Here is a 19,277-nt window from a genome sequence, read left to right as displayed (position 1 = left end):
TGCGGGCGCTTAAGGAAACGACCATTCTCCGCTGTGCGGGCGGGTTTAGTAAAGCGGCAGCACAGGCTTCAGGCTTAGCCACAGGGTCACCGAGGAAGACACGGAGGAAACAGAGGATACAGGTTTTTCTCTGCGTCCTCTGAATGAAAGTAGCGCGGCACGCCGGTGCCAGGAATTTCGTATGAGAAATCCCGGAATCTCATAGGCGACGGAACGGGCATAATAGACACATGCTGCGCGACCGCAACCTTATCCCGCTTTCCCACCAGCATCAGCACGCGCTCGCGCTGTGCGTGCAGATCGAGCGCGGGCTGCGGTTGGAGAAACCCGACCTCACCACCCCAGCACGCGCAAAAGCGGCGCGTGCCGGGGATGCCGCGCAGCACTGGCAACAGGAGATCGCGCGGCTGTTCGAGAGCGAAATCCGCTTCCACTTCGAGGCCGAAGAGAAGGTGCTGTTCCCATTCGCCGAGCGCGCGCCGTCGCTGCGTGACCTGGTGGATGAGCTGCGCATCGAGCACGCGTCCCTGCGCCAGTACGCCGCCTCCGCTGCCGCGGGACGTCTCTCCGTGCCCGAGCTTCAGCTCTTCGCCGCCAGCCTCGCGGCCCACGTGCGCAAGGAAGAACGCCGGCTATTCGAGGGCATACAGGAATTTTTCTCGGGCGAGGAATTGGCGAAGGCGGGCGCGGAACTAGATTCGTATTTCCTGCACAGCGGAATGCCCGGCGCAAGCTGTGCGTTGAGACCAGAAAAAAATAGCCGCTGATCAACGCGGGCCTAAAAGGCCGGTGCTTCCACCGTGGGACATGCGGCTACACCGCGGAACCGCGGTAGTCCTGGGCCTACAGCGTTCCCTCTTCGTAGTTGCGCGGTTCGCTCTTGACCGACGTACGCTGGTCCCGGTAAACGACGACGCGTCCGGGGCGGACGAGTGCGCCGCGCTGCACGCCCGGCGCGCTCGGCGCCTTCGGAGTTTGCGGCGGCACGGGTGCGAACGGCAGCCCCGAGGATTGCCGAATCTGCACATCGCCACGATCATTCGTCAGCTTCACCTGCGGGCCGCCGTTGCCGACGCTTCCGCTGGCGTACTGCGAGTTGCGCTCGCTTCTGACCTGGATGGAGGAGAATTCGCTGGCGATATCGCCGCGCGTAGTGTGCGCGTCAAGTTGGAAGGGGCCGTTCTTGGGTAGCGTCACCTGGAGCGTGCCGCGCTGGTTGTTGATCTCCACGTCGCCTAGGTTCTTGCCGGCGCGCAGCTCGACCATGCCGTTGGTGTTGTCCACCTTCAGGCTGCCGGAGACGTTCTCCAGGTGGATGTCTTTGGCGCGGGTGGCCAGGTGCATGGGGCCGACAATGGCGTTGGCACGCAAGTCGCCCGACTCCATCACCAAGTCGCCGTCCAGCTTCGCCAATTGCATGTCGGTGCGCGAGGAGTGGAAGCTGACGCCGTTGCCGACCTTCGACAAATTCATCTGCCCGAAGAAATCGCCGCTCAGCCGCACCTGCCCGCTAACGTCGCTGATGGTGGTGTCATCCACGCGGCCGTCCACGGTGACATCGCCTTTGATGTTGGACGCGCGCACGTTGCCGCGCCGCAGGCTGATGTTGACGTTGCCCGCGTTGTCGGAGACGGTCACGTCGCCACGCGAGTTGGTGGTGATGCTTCCCTGACGCGCGGCAATCCGGACATCGCCGCGGCGGGTGGAAATCTCGACGTTGGCCTTCGGCGGCAGGTAAATCTCCAGATCACTGGCGACGGAATGGTTGCTTGCGCCACCAGTGTTGGCATTCAGGGTCATCACCGTGCCCGCAGTGTTGAAATTCGGCTGCGTCTGGCTGTCGACTTTCTTCGCCTGCTCTTCGCTCTCGGCGACCACCTTCTTGTGCACTACCACCTTGATTTTCGGTTCGGTCCAGTTGCTTACCACTACGTCGCCGCGATCGGACACGACGCGCAGGTCGATACCGGCGGCAAAGGGCTGCTCCACGGTCGCGCTGTAGGTGTAGGAGTTCCCGAACAGGCTGCCGAAATCGCCGTCAAGATCGGCTTCATTGCGCAACGCTCCCCAATTGAAGCGGTCGGTGGCGGTGAAACCCATGCCGAACAGGACGAGGAAGATGATCAGCACTACGCCCCCGGCGCCGATGCCCCGCGAGGGCACGCCTTCGCGGTTGTCGCGCCAGTGCTCCAGCAGCTTGACCGCGCCCCACAGGATAAGCAGCACCGGCCAGTAGAGCGCGAAGTAATGCCGCAGCGACGGCCAGGAGATCATACGCATGTTGCCGAGCAGGAAGATCACCCCGAGGGTGATCAGCACGATCGGCCCGGCCAGCGAGCGGCGACGATGATAGTGCATCTGCGGTGCGGGGCTAGACATGGTCCACCTGCCGCGTTTCAGGATTCTGTGGAGGCGCCGGCGGAGTTCCGGGAGGAGGCGGCGCGCTGTATTCAACGTGTCCCGCAGTGTCCAGGTTTCCGGCCAGCACTTTGACCAGGCCGATCACGATGAGGAGGACAGGCCAGGTGCGGTGGAAAGAGGCGACATCAAATTCGTTCAACATAAACAGCACGCCCAGGGTGACCAGCACCACCGGCCCCATCAGGCCGCGGCTCCGGCAACGCATGCAGTAGCAACTTCGGTTGGGCTGATAGGTATCCATGGTTCGCCTCCTCTACATCTCCCTCGTTGCGCCGCCCGGGGGTGAGAAGCGCTTCACGAACAGCCACACTCCGATGGCGATCAGGATCAGTGGCCACAGCCGGTGGATCCAGTAGGTATGGAACAGTCCCAGGGTGTTCAGCAGGAACAGAATGCCCAGGCCGATGAGCACCAGCGCTCCGACCGGTACGCGGTTGAAGTCGACGCGCTCGCCGCTGCCGAACGCTTTCGCTAACCCGAAAGGATCGGGCGCGGGCTGCCCGGCGCGAATAGCGTGCGCGGAACGGACGGAATCGATGATCTGGTAGATATAGAAAAACGCGATACCGAGTCCAAAGATCGGCCCGTAGGTGTCACCCGTCTGCGAAGCGCCGAACACCAGCGCGACAAAGATCAGCATGTGCGCCAGGCCCTTGGCGTACTGGCCGTTATAGACCGCGCCCACGCCGAAGGGAAAGAATCCAGCGAGCACGCCGGCCAGCCCCGGGCTGGGGCCGCTGGTTACGACCATCGGAGCCACCGGAGTGCCCGGAGCGCCCGGCACGATGGTCGCAGCCGCCGGCATGGTGTCGTGCAGCCGGGTCGCGATGCAGTCTTCACAGTAGACGACGCCGCGCACCGAGTGCGAGCACTTGTCGCACATCGGCTTGCCGCAGGTGCGGCAATACGATGTGGCGGCGACGTCGGGATGGACGGTGCAATTCATGAGTTTCTCCTGGCGAAAACCTGGTCAGCCAGCGGAGGGGAATCGAATAAGCGCGCCATGGTGACGGCCTCCTGCTCCCGGCTGTAGTTCTGATACTTGCGATCAGGTTTGTCGCTGCGGTCTTTGCGGTCTTTCTCTCTCTCCGCCGGCGGATTGCTCTCCTCCGGCGTGGTCGCGCGCTTCAACTCCTGCACGCGCGATTCGATCTCGTAAACAAACCGGATGTTCTCGTAGTACTTCACCACCCGGGCCTGTGCCTCGTAGGCGCCACGCATGATGGCGTTGGGGCTCAGATCAAGATGGCGCACATTGCCCAGCTTCACTCCCGCCAGGCTGAGCACCAGCGAAATCGAGAAGAACGCCATGGCGAACGACATGGCGAACTTGGGCTGCAACACCGGGCCGAGCACCGGCCGAAGGCCACTGCGGAGCTTCTGCCACCAGCTTTCCCGCGGACGCTCCGTCTGGACCGCGGTTTCCGTGCGCCCGATGGTCGCCGTCAGGATGTTGTGCACGAAGTTTGCCGGAGGCTCCACCTCCGCCAGCCCGCGCAGCAAATGCATGCCGTGCTGGGCTTCGGCGAACATCGGCCCGCAGCTCGCACACGACTTGCGATGTGTTTCGAACTGCTCCAGCTCGGCGCCGCTCAACGTGCCGTCAATCGCCTCGCTGAGCAGGGCGTCGAACTCCAGGCACTGCATTCCGGATTTGCTCTCCTCGGACATCAGGTCACCTGCCTATAAGTACGTGATAGCAGCCGTGCAAGTTCCGTCCGGCCCCGATTAATGCGGGATTTGACCGTTCCCTCGGGAACCTTCAGGGCGAGGGCGATTTCGCGGTAGTCCAGGTCCTGCAGGTCGCGCAGGATGACCGCCTCGCGCAGCTCCGGGGACAGCTTCTGCAGGGCTTTGTGCACCATTTCCTGGGTCTCGCGGGTCTGCAGCCGAGCGTCGGGGGATGGCCCGACGTCTTCCAGCCGCTCGGCCACGCTTATCGAGTCCTGTTCCGCCGTGATCGGCTCGTCCATGGAATCGGTCACCCGGTCCTGCTTGCTCTTGCGGAAATGGTCCACCAGGAGGTTGCGGGTCAGGGTCGCCACCCAGGTCATGAACGCTCCTTTGTCCGTGTCGTAGCTTTTCAGGGTGCGGTAAATCTTGATGAAGACCTCCTGGGCGAGGTCCTCGGCGTCGTGCTGCGAGCCCGTAAACCTATAACAAATGTTGTAGATACGGCGGTTGAAGCGCTGGACAATCTCCTCCCACGCGACCGCGTCGCCAGCGGCGCAGCGACGGACCAGAGAGGCCACGACTTGATTGTCGTCCAACCAGCACTCCTGCGGAACCCCTGGTCACACGACCCCTGGGGATAAATACGCAGCGCTGGACCAGAATGTTCCGCCCGCAAATAGAGGGAAAACAGAGGATTTTAGCAGGTTTGAACGATGACACCTGTGGTATAAGACGCATTCTCGGTGACAAGCATAAGAGGCATTTCGGCGGTATTGGTGTTCCTTGCGCTCACCGCATTGGCTGCTGCCCAAAGCGAACCGGTGAACCCTTCGCCGTTGTTCGTCAGCGTAGGAGCCCTGGAGCCGATCAAGACGCCTAGTCCGCCTTATCCCTCAGAAGCAAGAGATGCAGGAGTGCAGGGCCAAGTAGTGGTGCAATTCATTGTTTCCACCTCGGGCGAGGTAGAGAGGGTGGACGTCATTTCCGGCGATCCAATGCTGACAGGCGCCGTGGTCACCACGGTGAAGAAATGGAAGTACAAGCCATACGTTTTGAACGGAACGGTAATACCGGTGCGCGCGCAAAAAGCTTTCAATTTCGGGTTCCCGGGAACCACAAAGGACATGCAGGAGGAAAAACCGGTAACTCCGGCGACTTCACCTGCCGGAGAAGCTTCACGTGTTCCGATCGAAGCGGGAGTTGCCCAGGGAAGGCTGATCCACCAGGTCAGCCCGGTGTACCCGCCAAAGGCAAGAAGTAAGGGAATTCAGGGAACGGTAGTGTTGCGCGCTGTCATCGGAAAAGACGGGGCGGTGCACGAGCTTGAGCCAATCAGTGGCCCCCCGGAACTTATCCCGGCTGCGGTGAGCGCGGTACAGCAATGGCGCTACAAGCCTTTTCTTCTTAAAGGTGAAGCGGTAAACGTGCAGACGCAGATTACCGTCCATTTCACGCTGCGGTAGTGCTGAGCCAGGCCGATTGTAATCGAGGCAAAACGAGAACTCGCCAAGGAACAGATCCGGCAATTGAAGCGCCCGCTTTCACGTCTCCCCCGCAGTCTTCTTCTGACGCTTGCTTGACGGTGTCGCTCCTGGGTCCGTGGCCGCCCCACCTTCGTCGCCCCAGGGCTCAGAGCGAGAAGGCGGCGACCGATCCTTAGTACTCGCTTTTGCATCCAGAATGTATTATTTTAGGAGTTAAAGGAGAGTCAAGATGCCCTCCACGGCTCAGCACCGAAGGACGAAACAGCGCGGCAAGTCCGCCCGCAAGCCGAAGTTCCAGGCCGATCTGGCGCCTTTTGAGGACAAGACGGTTCGTGCCCTGAAGGATGAATTGCAGCTAGCCAGCAACTCCGATTTCCTGACCGAGGCGGTTGCCTTATTCCAATGGGCCGTTTCCGAACGCAAGCGGGGAAACAAAATCGTCAGCGAAAGCGCCACCGGCGAGAGAAAGGTGCTGGTACTTCCTCGTCTGGAAAGAGTAGCGCCCGAAACCGCACTGCCGCATGTCAGGATCGACTGGACCGAGAAGGAGTTGGACAGTCTCTCCCAACTTGCCAGTGCAGGACCTGCCGAACCGACTGTAGCTCTACTTCGCGCAATGAGGGGCAGATAGTTGGCAACTGTCATCCGGCGATTGCAGGAGAGAGATTCGGTCGAAGGTTTCGACTGCGGCGACGAACCCCTCAATAACTATTTAAAGAAACACGCCTGGAACAATCAGCAGAAGAGCTCGATCGGCGTTACCTATGTCGCCATTGAGGAGATCGCACCGGCGGCAGTCATCGGTTACTTCACGCTGGCTATGTCGAGCGTTCCACGGAACGCCATGCCGAGAAAATATGTCCGCGGACTCCCCGCCTATGACCTCCCGATGATTCTGCTGGCCCGCTTGGCCGTGGACCGCCATTTTGCCAGGCGAGGCTTGGGACATGCTCTCTTGTCAGAGGCTCTAAAGCTGAGCTTGCGCATCTCCGAGCAAGTTGGGTGCCGCTGCATTCTTGTGGACGCGTACCCCACCGCCGTGGCGTGGTATCAACGCTACGGCTTCATCCCCATCGAGGGCAGCAAGGGCGGGTCGGCACGAATGTACCTGGACATGAGGACTGTCAAGGCCGCGTCTGAATCGCTCGGCACAGAATGAGAGCAACGGAACTGCCCCCTCCCAATGAGCCCATGAGTACGTGTGTACATGAGTTCGTGACGGACCGTGAAGCGATACACTGAGCAAGATCATCGGGAGGTAATTTCTTATGAGACTGCGTTGGGCACTGGGTATCGGGATGCTCGCGATTGCGGGCACCATCGGCATTCATGAACTGAAGGCAACGCCGCAAATGCTAGGGTCACCTTGCGTGGTGGTGGTGCCGCGGGATTGGGGAGAGTTCAAAGGCCTTTCCAAGTCCGGCTTGGTCTTCGAGGATAAAGCCGGCACCTTGCGCCTGCTTGACCAGATGCCGTGCAACATGGCCGACGGGAACAGCGTGCCCCAGGTTTCGGTTGAAGTGCGGCGGAGATAGCTGACGATGGCCGGATCCTCCTAGCGAATGCGGCGCCGGTAGCGGATTGCCGTAAGCCGAAGGCTGAGAGTTGAAGCTATTCCAAGGTGAAATAATCCACCGTGACCGGGCTTTCGAAGAGCGAGTAGTCGCGGGTCACCACGGTGATCCCGCTGTCGGTAACGAAATACCGTTGGCGGTCGGCTTCGGTGTCGTAGCCGATGATGGTGCCCTCGGGAATATGCACGTCGCGATCCACAATCGCCCGCCGGATGCGGCAATGGCGGCCGATGTTGACGTGGCTGAAGATGATGCTGCTGTCAATCTCGCAATACGAGTTCACGCGCACATCCGGCGAGATGATGCAGTTGCGCACCGTGCCGCCGGAAACGATGCACCCCGACGACACGATCGAATCAAACGCCGCGCCCAGGCGCCCGGGATCGGAGAAGACGAACTTGGCGGGCGGATACTGCCGCTGGTGGGTGCGGATCGGCCAGCTCGAATCGTAGAGGTTGAACACCGGCGACACCGCCACCAGGTCCATGTTGGCCTCGTAGTAAGCCTCCATCGTTCCCACGTCGCGCCAGTACAGCGCTTCCTTCTTGTTCTCATCGATGAAGTTGAACGAGTACACGCGGTAGTCTTCCATCATCTTGGGCAGAATGTCGTGCCCGAAATCATGCGACGAGCTCTGGTCCTCCGCGTCCTTGAGCAGCACCGGGATGAGCACGTCGGTGTTAAACAGGTACACGCCCATCGAAGCCGATACCTTGCGCGGCTCATACGGCGAGCGGATGTCGGTGACCTGCGGCTTCTCATGGAACCCGACAATCCTGCCCTCGCGGTCGATGTCGACCACCCCGAACCGGTAGGTCTCCTCCGGCTCGATCAGAATCGTCGCCAGCGTCACGTCCGCGCCCGACTCGAGGTGTTGGCGCTGCATCCGCGAGTAGTCCATTTTGTAAATATGGTCGCCCGACAGGATGAGCACGTGCTTGGGCTGCTCTGCGCCGATGGAATAAATGTTCTGATAGACCGCGTCGGCCGTGCCCAAATACCAGTTCTCGCTGACCCGTTTCATCGGCGGCAGGATCTCGACGAATTCGCCCAAATCTCGCGCCACGATGTTCCAGCCCTCGCGGATGTGGCGGTTCAGCGACAGCGCCTTGTACTGCGTCAGGATGTACACCTTCCGCATGTCGGAATTGATGCAGTTCGATAACGTAATGTCGATGATGCGATAGATGCCGCCAAAGGTCACCGCCGGCTTGGCGCGGTCCCGCGTCAGGGGATAGAGGCGCTCACCTGCCCCTCCTGCCAACAGGACTCCAAGGGTGTCTTTCATGGCATCATCCCGAATCAGGTCTGGTTAATGGCGGTCAGGAAGCCCTACGCGAGAGTCTGATAGTAGCACAACGAATCGGATGATTGGATGATCCGGTGATCGGGCGAAGGCCGGCTTTTCGCTCACCATGTCACAGACCGCGGGATCGCCGATGGTTCACGCCGCGTCGTCAATGCGGATGCGCAGCGACTTCAAGAACTTCGCGTCCTGCGCATTGATCTTGAAATCGGGTTCGCCGTGACGCGTGGGGACCAGTGACGGCCGTTCCCCCGGTTCTTCTTTCTTGTTGAACCCGATGGTCGCCTCCAGCACCAGGAACACGTCATAGCCGCCGGCCTTGATCTTGGAAATCGCCTCGGCAATGGGTTCGCTCTCCGAGAGTGATTCGTTGATGGCTTCGCCGAGCTCTTTCATCAGTTGTTTCAGTTGCTGGTCCACGAGAACCCCTTTTCAGGCACGCGCTGTCATCCACAGGAGGTTTGCCGCCTTGCCGCGTGCGCCTCATTGATTGGATGCCCGGCTGCATCACACGGTTATGTGATTTATGACCCAGGTCGCGGGTTACACGCTGCTAGAATGTGTCCGTGCCAGGGATCTCTACCGCCCGCAAGCTGGGCATCTTCGGACGCGTGGCGGCGCGCCAGGCCGGACAGAACCGATGGCTGCGCGCCGGCTGGTCCGCCCTGCAGATCACGTTGCGGCACTTCGGGCGCGTGCTCCACCTGCTATGGCTGGAAATTACAGGGGTCTTTTTTCTGTTTTTCGCCCTGGCGGGTGGCGTGGCGTGCTGGCGCGAGTATCACGCCTGGCAGGCAGGAAAGTTCGGCCCGGGCAGGATGGCCTTGGCCGCGTGCTTTGCCCTGGTGTTCTTGTGGTTTGGCGTGAGCTCGTTCTGGAGAGCGAGGCGACGCAGCGGATAACGTGTCGTCCCTGCGGGACTCGGCACACCGAATAGAGCTTACCCAGCACTGCCGTGTTGGGCTACTAGCGGGCCGTCCCTGACGGGACTCCAAGCGAGGTGTTGTGATGGCCGACAAAGATGTTCTCCCCGAGATAAAGAAAACCGGCCCGCCGAAAACCTCCGACCAGCAAACCTCTTCCCACATCTCCGTTCACCCGCTCTACACGCCCGCCGATCTATCCGGCCTGGACTACGACCGCGACGTCGGCTATCCCGGCCAGTATCCCTACACCCGCGGGGTGCAGACCACCATGTACCGCGGCCGACTGTGGACCATGCGCCAGTACGCCGGCATGGGAGACGCCGAGGAGTCCAACAAACGTTACAAGTACCTGCTCGACGCCGGCACCACCGGGCTGAGCGTCGCCTTCGACCTGCCCACCCAGATCGGCATGGACTCCGACAGCCCCATGGCGATGGGAGAAGTCGGCAAGGTCGGCGTCGCGATTGATTCCATCGAGGACATGCAGCGCCTCTTCGACGGCATCCCGCTGGAAAAAATCACTACCTCGATGACCATCAACGCGACGGCGGCGATCCTGCTGGCGCTGTACATCGCGGTGGCCAAGCGCCAGGGCAGCGATCCCCGCAAGCTCGGCGGCACGGTGCAGAACGACATTCTCAAGGAGTACATCGCGCGCGGGACCTACATTTATCCGCTGAAACAGGCGATGCGCATCGTCACCGACATCTTCGCCTACGCCAACCAGCACGTGCCCGAGTGGAACACCATTTCCATCAGCGGCTATCACATGCGCGAGGCCGGATCCACCGCGGTGCAGGAGGTCGCATTCACGCTCGCGAACGGCATGGCCTACGTGCAGGCCGCGATTGACGCCGGACTCGACGTGGACAAATTCGCCCCGCGCCTCTCGTTCTTCTTCAACTCGATGAGCAATTTCCTGGAAGAGGTGGCGAAGTTTCGCGCCGCGCGCCGCATGTGGGCTCGCATTATGCGCGAGCAGTTCGGCGCCAGGAATCCGCGCTCCTGGATGCTGCGCTTCCACACCCAGACCGCCGGCTCCAGCCTGACTGCACAGCAGCCGGAAAACAACATCGTGCGCACCGCGTTGCAGGCGCTGGCGGCGGTGTTGGGCGGCACGCAGTCGCTGCATACCAATTCCTACGACGAAGCGCTGTCGCTGCCGACCGAGCAGGCCGTGCGGGTGGCACTGCGCACGCAGCAGATCATCGCCTACGAAAGCGGCGTGCCGCAGACCATTGACCCGCTCGCCGGGTCGTATTACGTCGAATCGCTGACCAACGAGATCGAGAAGCAGGCTCTCAGCTACCTCGACAAGATTGATGCCATGGGTGGCACGCTGAAGGCGATCGAGCGCGGCTTCGTGCAGCAGGAAATCCAGAACGCCGCTTACGAGTATCAGCAGGCAGTGGACCGACTGGAGCAAGTCGTGGTCGGGGTCAACCGCTTCGAGCAAGAGCAGGAAAAACCGATCGACATTTTCCACGCCAACGAAGACCTGGAGCGGCAGCAGGTGGAGCGCCTGCGCGAACTGCGCGCCCGCCGCGATAAAGGCCCGTGGGAGACTTCCCTAAGAGCCGTGGAGGACGCCGCCCACTCCGGCACCAACCTGATGCCCGCCATCATTACCGCCGTGGAGAGCTACGCGACCGTGGGCGAAATCAGCGACACGCTGCGGCGGGTGTTTGGGGAGTACAAGGAAGCGGTGGTGATTTAGGCTCTTTGCGCGCAGACGAAAGCAACTCGAGGCCTTGGTAGCGTGCATATCGTAAGCTGGCGCACCGTCATGGAGGTATTTCGTGAACCCGGAACTCAAGAAAAAATTAGGCAAGATTTGTGATGCGTTCACGACAGCACAGGTTAAAGTACTGACCGCGCAAGGTGCGGGTGCCGATGCGAAAGAAGTTCAGCTGTTGCAGAATCAGATCAACAAGCTCGTCGCAGATTACGGTCTGTCCCGGGATGACGATACGTTGCTGCAGATTAAAGCGAGAGTAGATGAACTTCGAGAGCAGTTGTTCCCAAACCCGCCGGAACCGCTAACAGCCAGCAAACCGCCGCGAGAAATCCCAGGAGAACTGCTGAACGAGTACTACTGTTTGCGCGCAATTTTGGGTAACTACTGATCATTCACTTGATGGCCCACCGCCTCAAAATATGCGGGCGAAATATGGGGTGCAATAGTGGGTTGGGTTTGCACAATGAAGCTCGACGAAATAGCGCCGGGAAAGCCAGCGGCAACGGCGGCATAGTGGTTCGTCACTCGACGACTACTGGACCGAGATTGCACGAGTAGGCGATATCCCTAAAACATAAACGGTTTATCGAGACTAAAATCACGGCTCCACTTGCGAGTGGTGATCCGAATAATGCCACGTTCGGGTACGCACTCGCACTTCGCACGTAAGAAAAACCGCTAGGGTACAGAATTCCCTCGTAACCCCTCGCTGCAATCCGTTCGCCCAGTTCCTGAGTGATCCGGTAATCATGATCGGCAGGAAAAAATAGGCTGCGCAAGAAATGGTACATGCTTCCTGGGCCGTTGAGTCCATCGAGGTCGAACGGGAAATTCAACAGATCAAACAGTTTTAATGGTCGCCGCGCCCTCAGGGTTGCAACATAGATGTCCTCGTGCACAATCTGCTCAAGCGAGGGTTTGACTTCGAAAACGCACGTCTCGAAATCCAGCGCGCCATAGAACACACGAAAGCCGTCGCGGTTCAATCGGTTCGCTCTCGCAGAGGTTACAGGCGGCGAATCGTACTCCCCAGGTTCGGACGGCGTCCGGGGTGAGAGCCTAACGCGGAAAACTAGCTGTGTTGGTGCAAGCGTGTACTCTACCGGGAAATCGAGCACTTCAGCGAAAGCCTCTGCTGCACTTTTCGGTTCTGCCATGTCGCCCCAATCATGAATTCCAAGGCAAGTTTCGAGCGTGAGACGAAGGGGAGTGATCCCCATCGGAATAAGATCAGGTGCGCTGCGCATTAGCTGAAAACCCGTGAGCTGCTTCAACAACTCGTAATCGCGTCGGAGTTGTGGTGTAAAGATGATGTCGTCATCGGGCCACGAGGTACCTGGGATCAGTACGGCTGGCATGTGCCTGCCAGGTCTTGTGCCATCCACGAAGAACTTCTGAACTACATAGCCCAACACGGAGGAATTCAATCGGCGTCCAGTGGTGGACCCACAACGCGGGCACTGCGACTCGGCAATTTCACCGTAAATCGTCGCAGTTACTCGCAAGCCGTGGTCAGCGAAGCAATCGGAACAGACTTGCTCATGTAGCAGGGAGACGTCCTTTGTAAAGTTGACGTAGAGGTTACCCAGGTCTGGGAGCGATGGGTTCTTGCTTTCCATTGCGGAATTATCGCTTGCAAGGGGCGCAGCACACACCTTCAGTTTTCAAAAGGGGGGCTGGCCCTCGATAAGAGCGAAGGCGTTGTCAAGAGCACACTGATCCTGGGCGGTGCGTAAGCACCGCTGTGCGTCCGTGGTTGAGGTCTGGAGACATCTGGCAGAATCCACGTTGCGAATCACCCTACGGTCGCTGGACCAACCATCGATTCGGCCTATTGCCTCGGCCATGATTCTTCAATGCGGACACCCGACCCCGTGTCGGGTGCGAGAGCGCCCAATCAACACCTGCGGTCTCGCTTTTCGCCGACCAGGGCCAGCCCCGGGCTGCTCTCGATCGCGCGGTGCGCGCTGAGCACACGCGAGGCCGCATCGCCGGGTGCCGCGTCCGGGGATTTGCTTAGGGTGGCCTCGAAATTATCACCGCCGAAACACCCATATACCGGTTACAGTTGCAACGTGCCGTTCATACTCAATTCCTTCCGGCTGTGGCCGCGATTTGTGGCGTCTCACCCGGCCCTGTTATGCCAAAACTTCTGTTGATCACCGCTTCTGCGCCGGAAATTCGGAGGGTGCGAAGATCGCGGGTCCTTAACTTTCAGCAGATTACCGGTAGCGGGACTCGATACGCAGGTGGAACCGACAGTTCGCGCAGCATCTGCGATTACTACGTTGATAGTTTGATTGAATGTAATTACTACTTATGTAGGTTTAGGTTGAAGCAATCACACGCGGCCATGAAGTTCGCCGCAGAATGCGGCTTTCTGCCGGGCCGACCAGATCACTGACTAGCGAACACCGAAACTGAAACTCGAAAGTCAGGGTGTTTTCAGATAATCTGCGGATGACCGCCCGCATCGGCCAATGCGCCCGATGCGGGACACACTCTTGCCATGGGCCGCATTCACGTTCTCCCGGAACACGTTGCCAACAAGATCGCCGCCGGCGAGGTAGTGGAGCGTCCGGCGTCGGTGGTGAAGGAGTTGCTGGAAAACGCGCTGGACGCGGGCGCGCAGCGCATTCGGGTGCAAGTGGAGGGTGGCGGCAAGAAGCTGATCCAGGTTACCGACGACGGCTGCGGGATGGTGCGCGACGATGCCCTGCTGGCATTTGAGCGGCACGCCACATCGAAGATCCGGACTGCCGATGACCTGCTGACGGTGGCGACGCTGGGGTTCAGGGGCGAGGCACTGCCGTCGATCGCGTCGGTTTCAAGATTACGGCTGGAAACCTGTGCGGCGGAGAGTCGCGCAGACCCACATCTGCCAAAACCGGGCAGATATGGGACACCGACAGCACCCACAGCACCAACGGCACGATCGATGGCACCAACGGGCACGGTGATCGAGATCGCCGGGGGAAAAATCCTGAAGGTGGAGGAAGCTGGACTGCCGGCGGGGACGTCGATTACGGTGCGCGATCTGTTCTTCAACGTGCCGGCGCGGCGGAAGTTCCTGCGCGCGGAATCCACCGAACTGGCGCAGATCGCGTCGCTGGTAACGCACTACGCGCTGGCGCATCCGGACAAGCATTTCGAGCTGCACTCGTCGGTGAACGCGATGCTGATCGCGGCGCCGGTGGCGTCGCACCAGGAACGGATTTACCAGGTGTTCGGGCGCGAGACGCTCGACCAACTGCTGCCGCTGGCGGCGATGCTGCCGCTGGCGCGGGTGGGACTTCCGCAGCCACCGCCGTGGGCGCGCAAGGAAGAAGATGACGCGGGCGAGGGCGCCCGCGCCACGCCGGGTGAGCTGCGGCTGCACGGGTTTGCGTCCAAGCCGGAAATCCAGAAGCTGAACCGGAACTCGATGTTCGTGTTCGTCAACGGACGCCTGATCCGCGACAAGGTGGTGCAGCACGCGCTGACGGAGTCGTATCGCAATATTTTGCCGCCGACGGTGTACCCGGTGGTGCTGTTGTTTCTGGAGATGCCGAGCGGCGAGTTGGACGTGAACGTGCACCCGTCGAAGGTGGAGGTGCGGTTCCGGCAGCAGTCGGTAGTGCACGACTTTGTGCGCGACTCGGTGCGGGCGGCGCTGATGAAGGCGCGCCCGGTGCCGCAATTCACGCGGGAAATTACGGCGCAGCCGACGGCGTCGCCGGGGTTGACACCGGCGGCTACGGCATCCGCACGTCCCTACCCCGACGATCTCGCGATCACGCAGGCGGACGCGGATTTTGCGCTGAGCGCCCCGGCGCTGCCGCCGGTTTCGCAGCGCCTGGAGTTTCGGGGTTCGCTCGATGTCGAGGCGAATGCGGCCGTGCCGGTGGCGCGTTTCGGATCGCGGGCCGTGGTGCCGGATGGGGGATGTTCGCGCGAGATTTCCGAGCCGCCGCCAAGCGATGCGCCGCCCTTCGAATCGCTGAAGCCGCTGGGCCAGGTGCGCGAGTCGTTCATTCTGGCGGTGAACGAAGAGGGGCTGTGGATTGTGGATCAGCACGTGGCGCACGAGCGCGTGCTGTTCGAGAAAGTGCTGCGGCAGCGCGCGGCGGAGCGGGTGGAGTCGCAGCGATTGTTGATGCCTCTGATCATTGAGTTGTCGCCGCAGCAGCAGGCGATCTTCGCGGAAATCTGCGATGAGCTGCGGCACAACGGCTTCGACGCGGAGCCTTTCGGCTCGCGCACCATTGCGGTGAAGACCGCGCCCGCCGGGGTGGACGCCAGCGACGTGGAGCGCATGCTGCACGAGTTGCTGACGCAGTTCGAGCGTGAGGAGCAGGCGCTGAACCTGGAGATCGCGCGCACCCGAATCGCTGCGTCTATCGCGTGCCACGCCGCCATCAAGGTCAATACCCCGCTGACGACGGAGAAGATGGAGTGGCTGCTGCGCGAACTGGCCAAAACCGAATGTCCGATGTCGTGCCCTCACGGAAGGCCGGTGGTGTTGCGGTATTCTGTGAAGGACATTCAGAAAGCGTTCAAGAGGATCTGACGATCCGGCGATCGCGGGGCGGATCGCACGATCGCCAGAACACTCCATGACGGAACAGGAACTCCACCAACTACGCCGCCAGAAATGGGGTCTTGACGGGCGCGGCGCGCGCACGCTGGAGGAGGCGCGCGCGTTCGTGGAGACGGTTGGAATGTGCCTGCTGTACCCGACCAAACCGCCGGTGCTGGCGCCGACGTTTCTGGGCGCGTACGCCGGCATCGACGATGACCTGCCGACGGTGAGGCAGGCGTTTGCCGATCCGCGAGCGCGCGAGGCGACGGAGATGATGGTCCGCTTGCTGCGCGAGAAGACGGCGTTCGAGGCGAACGTGTTCGGCGAGGCGGGATGGCTGGTCTCGGCGGCAGTGTTTCCGTACTTGTATGGCGTGGTCGGCGACAAGAACCCGCGGCACATGCCGACGCCGGGCGCGCGCGCGGAATACTCACCGCTGGCGCGCGACGCCTTCGAGGTAATCCGCGCACATGGCGGGGTTTCCAAGCCGCAATTGCGCGAGCTAGTCGGCGGTGAGCCATCGGCGCCGGCGCTGGACCGGGCGCTGAACGAGTTGTGGTCGCGGCTGCGCATCACGCGCGTGGACTACACGCCGGAAGAAGGCGCGAAGTGGGATGCGCTGTATCGCTGGGCGCCGGAGCAGGTGCAGCGCGGGCTCCACATGTCCCAACCGGAGGCGCTGTCGGGGCTCCTGTCGAAGTATCTGGAGACGGTGGTGGCGGCGGAGAGCGCTGAGGTCGAGGAATTTTTCGGGCGGCTGGTGCCGAAGTCGCGGGTGAAGGAGTCGGTGAATGCGCTGCTGGCGGCGCGCGAGTTGAGTTTTGTTACGGTCGGAAAAAAGAGCATGTTGCAGGTGGCGCCGCAGCGAGAGGCGTATGTGGCCAGGCCTCGGCGGACAGTCAGGGGCTAGGGGGGTAGTCCATAGCCCGTAGCCGGTAGTCCGGAACGTACACCCTGTTCATCCCGGACAACGGACTACCGACTTCGGACTACATCTCTACCGTAGCTGTTAGCCGTAGCTCGTAGTCCGTAACGTACGCCCTGTCCACCCCGGACTACGGACTACCGACTACGGACTACCCTTTACTGAGATGGCGAGCAAGAAAGGCAAGCTAACGATCGCGATTGATGGGCCGGCGGGAGCCGGCAAGAGCACGATTGCGGCGCGACTGGCGCGCAAACTCGGGTACGTGAACCTGGAGAGTGGGGCGATGTACCGCGCACTGGGGCTCAAGGCGATCCAAAACGATGTGTCGTTCGACGACGATAGCGCGCTGTTGGAACTGGCCCGGAATTCGCGCATCAGTTTGAAGCCGCGGCTGGACGGAAACCGCGTGCTGCTCGATGGCGCCGACGTCAGCGCGCGGATTCGGGAGCGCGATGTGACCGAGGCGGCGTCGCGGGTATCGGTGCATCCGGCGGTGAGGGCATGGATGGTGGATCGGCAGCGCGAGATGGGCAAGCGGGGTGGTGTCATCATGGAAGGGCGCGACATCGGAACCGTAGTGTTCCCCAAGGCCGAGGTGAAGATATTCCTGGAGGCCACGCCCGACGTGCGCGTGGAACGGCGCTTGAAGCAGCGCGGAGCGGATGCGGGCAAGGCAAAGACGGTGGCGGCGGAGCTGCAACAACGCGACCAGCGCGACCGGACGCGCGCGGCGTCGCCGCTGGTACCCGCGCCGGACGCGGTGATTTTGGATTCGACACACCTCACCATCGATCAGGTGGTAAAGCGGGCGGTGGAGTTGGTAAGGAAGGCGATCAGGGAGTAAATTCAGTTTTAGTTCTCGTTTTCCCGGTTCCAGTTCCCTTGTGCGCTCGGCCGACGCCCTCGTCAGGTCTGCCGCTCGTCTCCCACCCGGGTCAAGGTACGGCACTCGCCCACCCGCCGCCGGAGATACACGAGCGATCAATTCGTGCCCAGACTGGTGTGTTTGAGGTAGACACGAGCACCTCGTTTCAACACGACTTCGCGCTTGCGGCACACCGCTGCAATGTCTGAACCCTCCATCCCGACGGCCTCCACGCGACAATCCTTGGGGACGATCGCAGGATCATCGTCAAAGTTTGCTGCAGCCGATGGGACTGCTACCCCTCCCCTACCTCGGAGATAAGGCATTACGGGCTGCTCCCGTCTGCGCATTCCCATCAGCTCTAATAGCGAGATTCTAGCGTTCAGAGCCATATGGCCGGTCTCCCACGTGGCCTCATCAATGGACACCGAAAGCATAGCAGGAGAGCCGGCGCTTCGCTTACGCGCAGTGACTACTCTGCCACTGAGTTTCGCGCCGGCAGGAAGAATGACATCACTTACGTGTGTTTCCTCCAACACGGTCATTTGGACAGCATCGCCTACATGCGAACGGCTCGAGGAAATCTCCTTCTGAACCTCGGCGTAAATACTGTCGCTCGTCAGACTAGACGCCTGCTGCATTACCGACAACAATAGCAAGATACAGACACTGTGCATAACTTCATTCCGTTCCGCCCAGCTACCACCGTGAATGCACCGACAGTCCGTTAGAGTCGGGTTACACGGCCAGTGGCGCTGTGCCGTTAGCAATTGGGACCCACACGTCCAGCACGAAGGAGCACGCTCTCACAAGGACCGGATAACTTCTTCCTCTTTTTCCGAAGGCACTTTACCTACCCACTCCTTTTCGACGACGCCCTGCCGATTCACCGTAAGTAGCGTTGGTGTTCCTGCTACGCGAACATCATTTGCTCGTAATTGTACGATACAATCCACTGCAATCTCCTCTCCAGCAAGATACAGGCGCGCATCCGCTGGCGAGTCCGGCAAAATCGCAATTACGCGCACATGTCTTGCATGGGCTTGCAAGACAAGGCGACGGTAGAAAGGCGAGCTTTCGCGGCAGAAGCGACACTCCTTCCTTAGAATCAGCACCAAGGTACGAGAGTAGTCAGACCATGCGATGTCATGAATTGGAAGCTCTCGCCCTGTTAGTGATGGCCTGGACACTGGCCGCCGAGCACGATAATTAACAACTAAGGTAAAACCTACCATAATCGTAACAATGATCAACAGTATATTCGCTGCAACTTCGAGACGTCTCATCCTGATCAGCCTTCCTATCGCACTACAGATTGTCTGCCATACAGGCCCCCCGGTCCCGAGAATCTGAAGAGACGAGCATTCCTCGCGTCTGAACTCAAGAGCGCGAGGAATGGTCAGGCCTAAACGTCATAACAACTGCTAGGGGCAATTGGCGACACATGTATTGTAATAGTCATCACAGTGATAATAAATTAGACAATTGGTTATCTCTTCCTCGGGATCGCCGAAGTTGATGCATCGATCGATACAAAACTGACCTGCTCCCCAAGAATTAGTCCATTGGAAATGTGACTTCTCCATTTACGATGCCCCGCTCGGGGCAAGGAGGAGGAGTCGTGCGCAAGAGTCGATTCAGCGAAGAACAGATCATCGCGGTGCTGAAGGAGTCCGAAGCGGGGGTAGAGCCCGGCGAACTGTGCCGGCGGCACGGGATCACGCGTGGCAGCCTGTACCGCTGGAAGGCGAAGTACGGCGGCATGGAGGTGAGCGAGGCGCGGAGGCTGCGTGCACTGGA

The 19,277-nt window shown here is 60.6% G+C and carries 21 protein-coding genes; 12 read left to right on the top strand and 9 right to left on the bottom strand.

Translation table 11 applies throughout. The features are described from left to right. Positions 1-230 precede the first annotated feature (230 nt). Entirely contained in the window at positions 231-767 is a 537-nt protein-coding gene (locus tag LAN64_00105; GenBank protein MBZ5566229.1) for a hemerythrin domain-containing protein, read from the top strand. A 76-nt stretch (positions 768-843) separates the two neighbouring features. On the opposite strand, the gene LAN64_00100 is transcribed toward LAN64_00105, so the two are convergent. The 5 genes from LAN64_00100 to LAN64_00080 are packed head-to-tail and all read right to left on the bottom strand — an operon-like array spanning position 844 to position 4,691. Beyond that, positions 844-2,379 (bottom strand): DUF4097 family beta strand repeat-containing protein, encoded by a 1,536-nt coding sequence (locus tag LAN64_00100; GenBank protein ID MBZ5566228.1) that lies wholly within the window; start codon positions 2,377-2,379, stop codon positions 844-846. Beyond that, a complete protein-coding gene (locus LAN64_00095; GenBank protein MBZ5566227.1) occupies positions 2,372-2,626 on the bottom strand; it encodes a DUF5668 domain-containing protein in 255 nt (84 codons plus the stop codon). Before LAN64_00095 ends, LAN64_00100 begins: the two co-directional genes overlap by 8 nt. 48 nt (positions 2,627-2,674) lie before the next feature. After that, positions 2,675-3,367, bottom strand: a complete 693-nt coding sequence (locus LAN64_00090) for a B-box zinc finger protein (protein MBZ5566226.1) — start codon at positions 3,365-3,367, stop codon at positions 2,675-2,677. Next, the gene (locus LAN64_00085; protein MBZ5566225.1) at positions 3,364-4,092 is read right to left on the bottom strand and encodes a zf-HC2 domain-containing protein; all 729 of its coding nucleotides are present in this window, start codon (positions 4,090-4,092) and stop codon (positions 3,364-3,366) included. Before LAN64_00085 ends, LAN64_00090 begins: the two co-directional genes overlap by 4 nt. Then, on the bottom strand, positions 4,092-4,691 hold the full coding sequence (locus LAN64_00080; protein ID MBZ5566224.1) for a sigma-70 family RNA polymerase sigma factor: 600 nt from the start codon (positions 4,689-4,691) through the stop codon (positions 4,092-4,094). The genes LAN64_00085 and LAN64_00080 overlap by 1 nt, the downstream gene beginning before the upstream one ends. A gap of 147 nt (positions 4,692-4,838) precedes the next feature. Between LAN64_00080 and LAN64_00075 the strand changes: the two genes are divergently transcribed. The 4 genes from LAN64_00075 (at position 4,839) to LAN64_00060 (ending at position 7,114) form a co-directional block, all read left to right on the top strand. After that, complete coding sequence (locus LAN64_00075; GenBank protein MBZ5566223.1) at positions 4,839-5,558, top strand: energy transducer TonB; 720 nt, start codon at positions 4,839-4,841, stop codon at positions 5,556-5,558. A 250-nt stretch (positions 5,559-5,808) separates the two neighbouring features. Then, complete coding sequence (locus tag LAN64_00070) at positions 5,809-6,210, top strand: hypothetical protein (protein ID MBZ5566222.1); 402 nt, start codon at positions 5,809-5,811, stop codon at positions 6,208-6,210. Further along, on the top strand, positions 6,211-6,738 hold the full coding sequence (locus LAN64_00065; protein MBZ5566221.1) for a GNAT family N-acetyltransferase: 528 nt from the start codon (positions 6,211-6,213) through the stop codon (positions 6,736-6,738). It abuts the gene before it with no gap. A gap of 109 nt (positions 6,739-6,847) precedes the next feature. Next, positions 6,848-7,114, top strand: a complete 267-nt coding sequence (locus LAN64_00060; protein ID MBZ5566220.1) for a hypothetical protein — start codon at positions 6,848-6,850, stop codon at positions 7,112-7,114. Between the two features lie 76 nt (positions 7,115-7,190). On the opposite strand, the gene glgC is transcribed toward LAN64_00060, so the two are convergent. Both glgC and LAN64_00050 read right to left on the bottom strand, forming a co-directional pair. Next, on the bottom strand, positions 7,191-8,441 hold the full coding sequence (glgC, locus tag LAN64_00055) for a glucose-1-phosphate adenylyltransferase (protein ID MBZ5566219.1): 1,251 nt from the start codon (positions 8,439-8,441) through the stop codon (positions 7,191-7,193). A gap of 156 nt (positions 8,442-8,597) precedes the next feature. After that, positions 8,598-8,855 carry a hypothetical protein gene (locus tag LAN64_00050; GenBank protein ID MBZ5566218.1) on the bottom strand — a complete coding sequence of 86 codons (258 nt, stop codon included), beginning with the start codon at positions 8,853-8,855 and terminating at the stop codon, positions 8,598-8,600. A gap of 170 nt (positions 8,856-9,025) precedes the next feature. Between LAN64_00050 and LAN64_00045 the strand changes: the two genes are divergently transcribed. The 3 genes from LAN64_00045 (at position 9,026) to LAN64_00035 (ending at position 11,511) form a co-directional block, all read left to right on the top strand. After that, a complete protein-coding gene (locus LAN64_00045) occupies positions 9,026-9,361 on the top strand; it encodes a hypothetical protein (GenBank protein ID MBZ5566217.1) in 336 nt (111 codons plus the stop codon). Between the two features lie 106 nt (positions 9,362-9,467). Then, a complete protein-coding gene (locus LAN64_00040; protein MBZ5566216.1) occupies positions 9,468-11,102 on the top strand; it encodes a methylmalonyl-CoA mutase family protein in 1,635 nt (544 codons plus the stop codon). 82 nt (positions 11,103-11,184) lie between these two features. Continuing rightward, positions 11,185-11,511, top strand: coding sequence for a hypothetical protein (locus LAN64_00035; protein MBZ5566215.1), 327 nt, complete (start codon positions 11,185-11,187; stop codon positions 11,509-11,511). 133 nt (positions 11,512-11,644) lie between these two features. On the opposite strand, the gene LAN64_00030 is transcribed toward LAN64_00035, so the two are convergent. After that, positions 11,645-12,742 (bottom strand): RES family NAD+ phosphorylase, encoded by a 1,098-nt coding sequence (locus LAN64_00030; GenBank protein MBZ5566214.1) that lies wholly within the window; start codon positions 12,740-12,742, stop codon positions 11,645-11,647. An 890-nt stretch (positions 12,743-13,632) separates the two neighbouring features. Here LAN64_00030 and mutL point away from each other — a divergent pair. The 3 genes from mutL to cmk all read left to right on the top strand — a co-directional run bounded on the left by mutL (position 13,633) and on the right by cmk (position 17,456). After that, positions 13,633-15,672: a DNA mismatch repair endonuclease MutL gene (mutL, locus tag LAN64_00025; GenBank protein ID MBZ5566213.1), complete on the top strand. Its 2,040-nt coding sequence runs from the start codon at positions 13,633-13,635 to the stop codon at positions 15,670-15,672. A 46-nt stretch (positions 15,673-15,718) separates the two neighbouring features. Next, positions 15,719-16,594 carry a hypothetical protein gene (locus LAN64_00020; protein ID MBZ5566212.1) on the top strand — a complete coding sequence of 292 codons (876 nt, stop codon included), beginning with the start codon at positions 15,719-15,721 and terminating at the stop codon, positions 16,592-16,594. Between the two features lie 181 nt (positions 16,595-16,775). Next, on the top strand, positions 16,776-17,456 hold the full coding sequence (gene cmk / locus LAN64_00015; protein ID MBZ5566211.1) for a (d)CMP kinase: 681 nt from the start codon (positions 16,776-16,778) through the stop codon (positions 17,454-17,456). An 827-nt stretch (positions 17,457-18,283) separates the two neighbouring features. Here the strand turns inward: cmk and LAN64_00010 are convergent. Continuing rightward, complete coding sequence (locus tag LAN64_00010) at positions 18,284-18,763, bottom strand: hypothetical protein (protein MBZ5566210.1); 480 nt, start codon at positions 18,761-18,763, stop codon at positions 18,284-18,286. Between the two features lie 305 nt (positions 18,764-19,068). Here LAN64_00010 and LAN64_00005 point away from each other — a divergent pair. Further along, on the top strand, positions 19,069-19,277 hold a 209-nt coding region (locus LAN64_00005; GenBank protein ID MBZ5566209.1), incomplete at its 3' end, for a transposase.

The organism is Terriglobia bacterium (genome assembly GCA_020073185.1).
GTDB lineage: Bacteria > Acidobacteriota > Terriglobia > Terriglobales > Acidobacteriaceae > JAIQGF01.
Note: the sequence above shows the minus strand (reverse complement) of the source record. Positions and strands in the feature narration are given on the sequence as shown.

Bases quoted from the DNA above. Each gene is read 5' to 3' on its own strand.
- LAN64_00105 (MBZ5566229.1), top strand. From the start codon at position 231: ATGCTGCGCGACCGCAACCTTATCCCGCTTTCCCACCAGCATCAGCAC.
- LAN64_00100 (MBZ5566228.1), bottom strand. From the start codon at position 2,379: ATGTCTAGCCCCGCACCGCAGATGCACTATCATCGTCGCCGCTCGCTG.
- LAN64_00095 (MBZ5566227.1), bottom strand. From the start codon at position 2,626: ATGCGTTGCCGGAGCCGCGGCCTGATGGGGCCGGTGGTGCTGGTCACC.
- LAN64_00090 (MBZ5566226.1), bottom strand. From the start codon at position 3,367: ATGAATTGCACCGTCCATCCCGACGTCGCCGCCACATCGTATTGCCGC.
- LAN64_00085 (MBZ5566225.1), bottom strand. From the start codon at position 4,092: ATGTCCGAGGAGAGCAAATCCGGAATGCAGTGCCTGGAGTTCGACGCC.
- LAN64_00070 (MBZ5566222.1), top strand. From the start codon at position 5,809: ATGCCCTCCACGGCTCAGCACCGAAGGACGAAACAGCGCGGCAAGTCC.
- LAN64_00060 (MBZ5566220.1), top strand. From the start codon at position 6,848: ATGAGACTGCGTTGGGCACTGGGTATCGGGATGCTCGCGATTGCGGGC.
- glgC (MBZ5566219.1), bottom strand. From the start codon at position 8,441: ATGAAAGACACCCTTGGAGTCCTGTTGGCAGGAGGGGCAGGTGAGCGC.
- LAN64_00050 (MBZ5566218.1), bottom strand. From the start codon at position 8,855: ATGAAAGAGCTCGGCGAAGCCATCAACGAATCACTCTCGGAGAGCGAA.
- LAN64_00040 (MBZ5566216.1), top strand. From the start codon at position 9,468: ATGGCCGACAAAGATGTTCTCCCCGAGATAAAGAAAACCGGCCCGCCG.
- LAN64_00030 (MBZ5566214.1), bottom strand. From the start codon at position 12,742: ATGGAAAGCAAGAACCCATCGCTCCCAGACCTGGGTAACCTCTACGTC.
- mutL (MBZ5566213.1), top strand. From the start codon at position 13,633: ATGGGCCGCATTCACGTTCTCCCGGAACACGTTGCCAACAAGATCGCC.
- LAN64_00020 (MBZ5566212.1), top strand. From the start codon at position 15,719: ATGACGGAACAGGAACTCCACCAACTACGCCGCCAGAAATGGGGTCTT.
- cmk (MBZ5566211.1), top strand. From the start codon at position 16,776: ATGGCGAGCAAGAAAGGCAAGCTAACGATCGCGATTGATGGGCCGGCG.
- LAN64_00010 (MBZ5566210.1), bottom strand. From the start codon at position 18,763: ATGAGACGTCTCGAAGTTGCAGCGAATATACTGTTGATCATTGTTACG.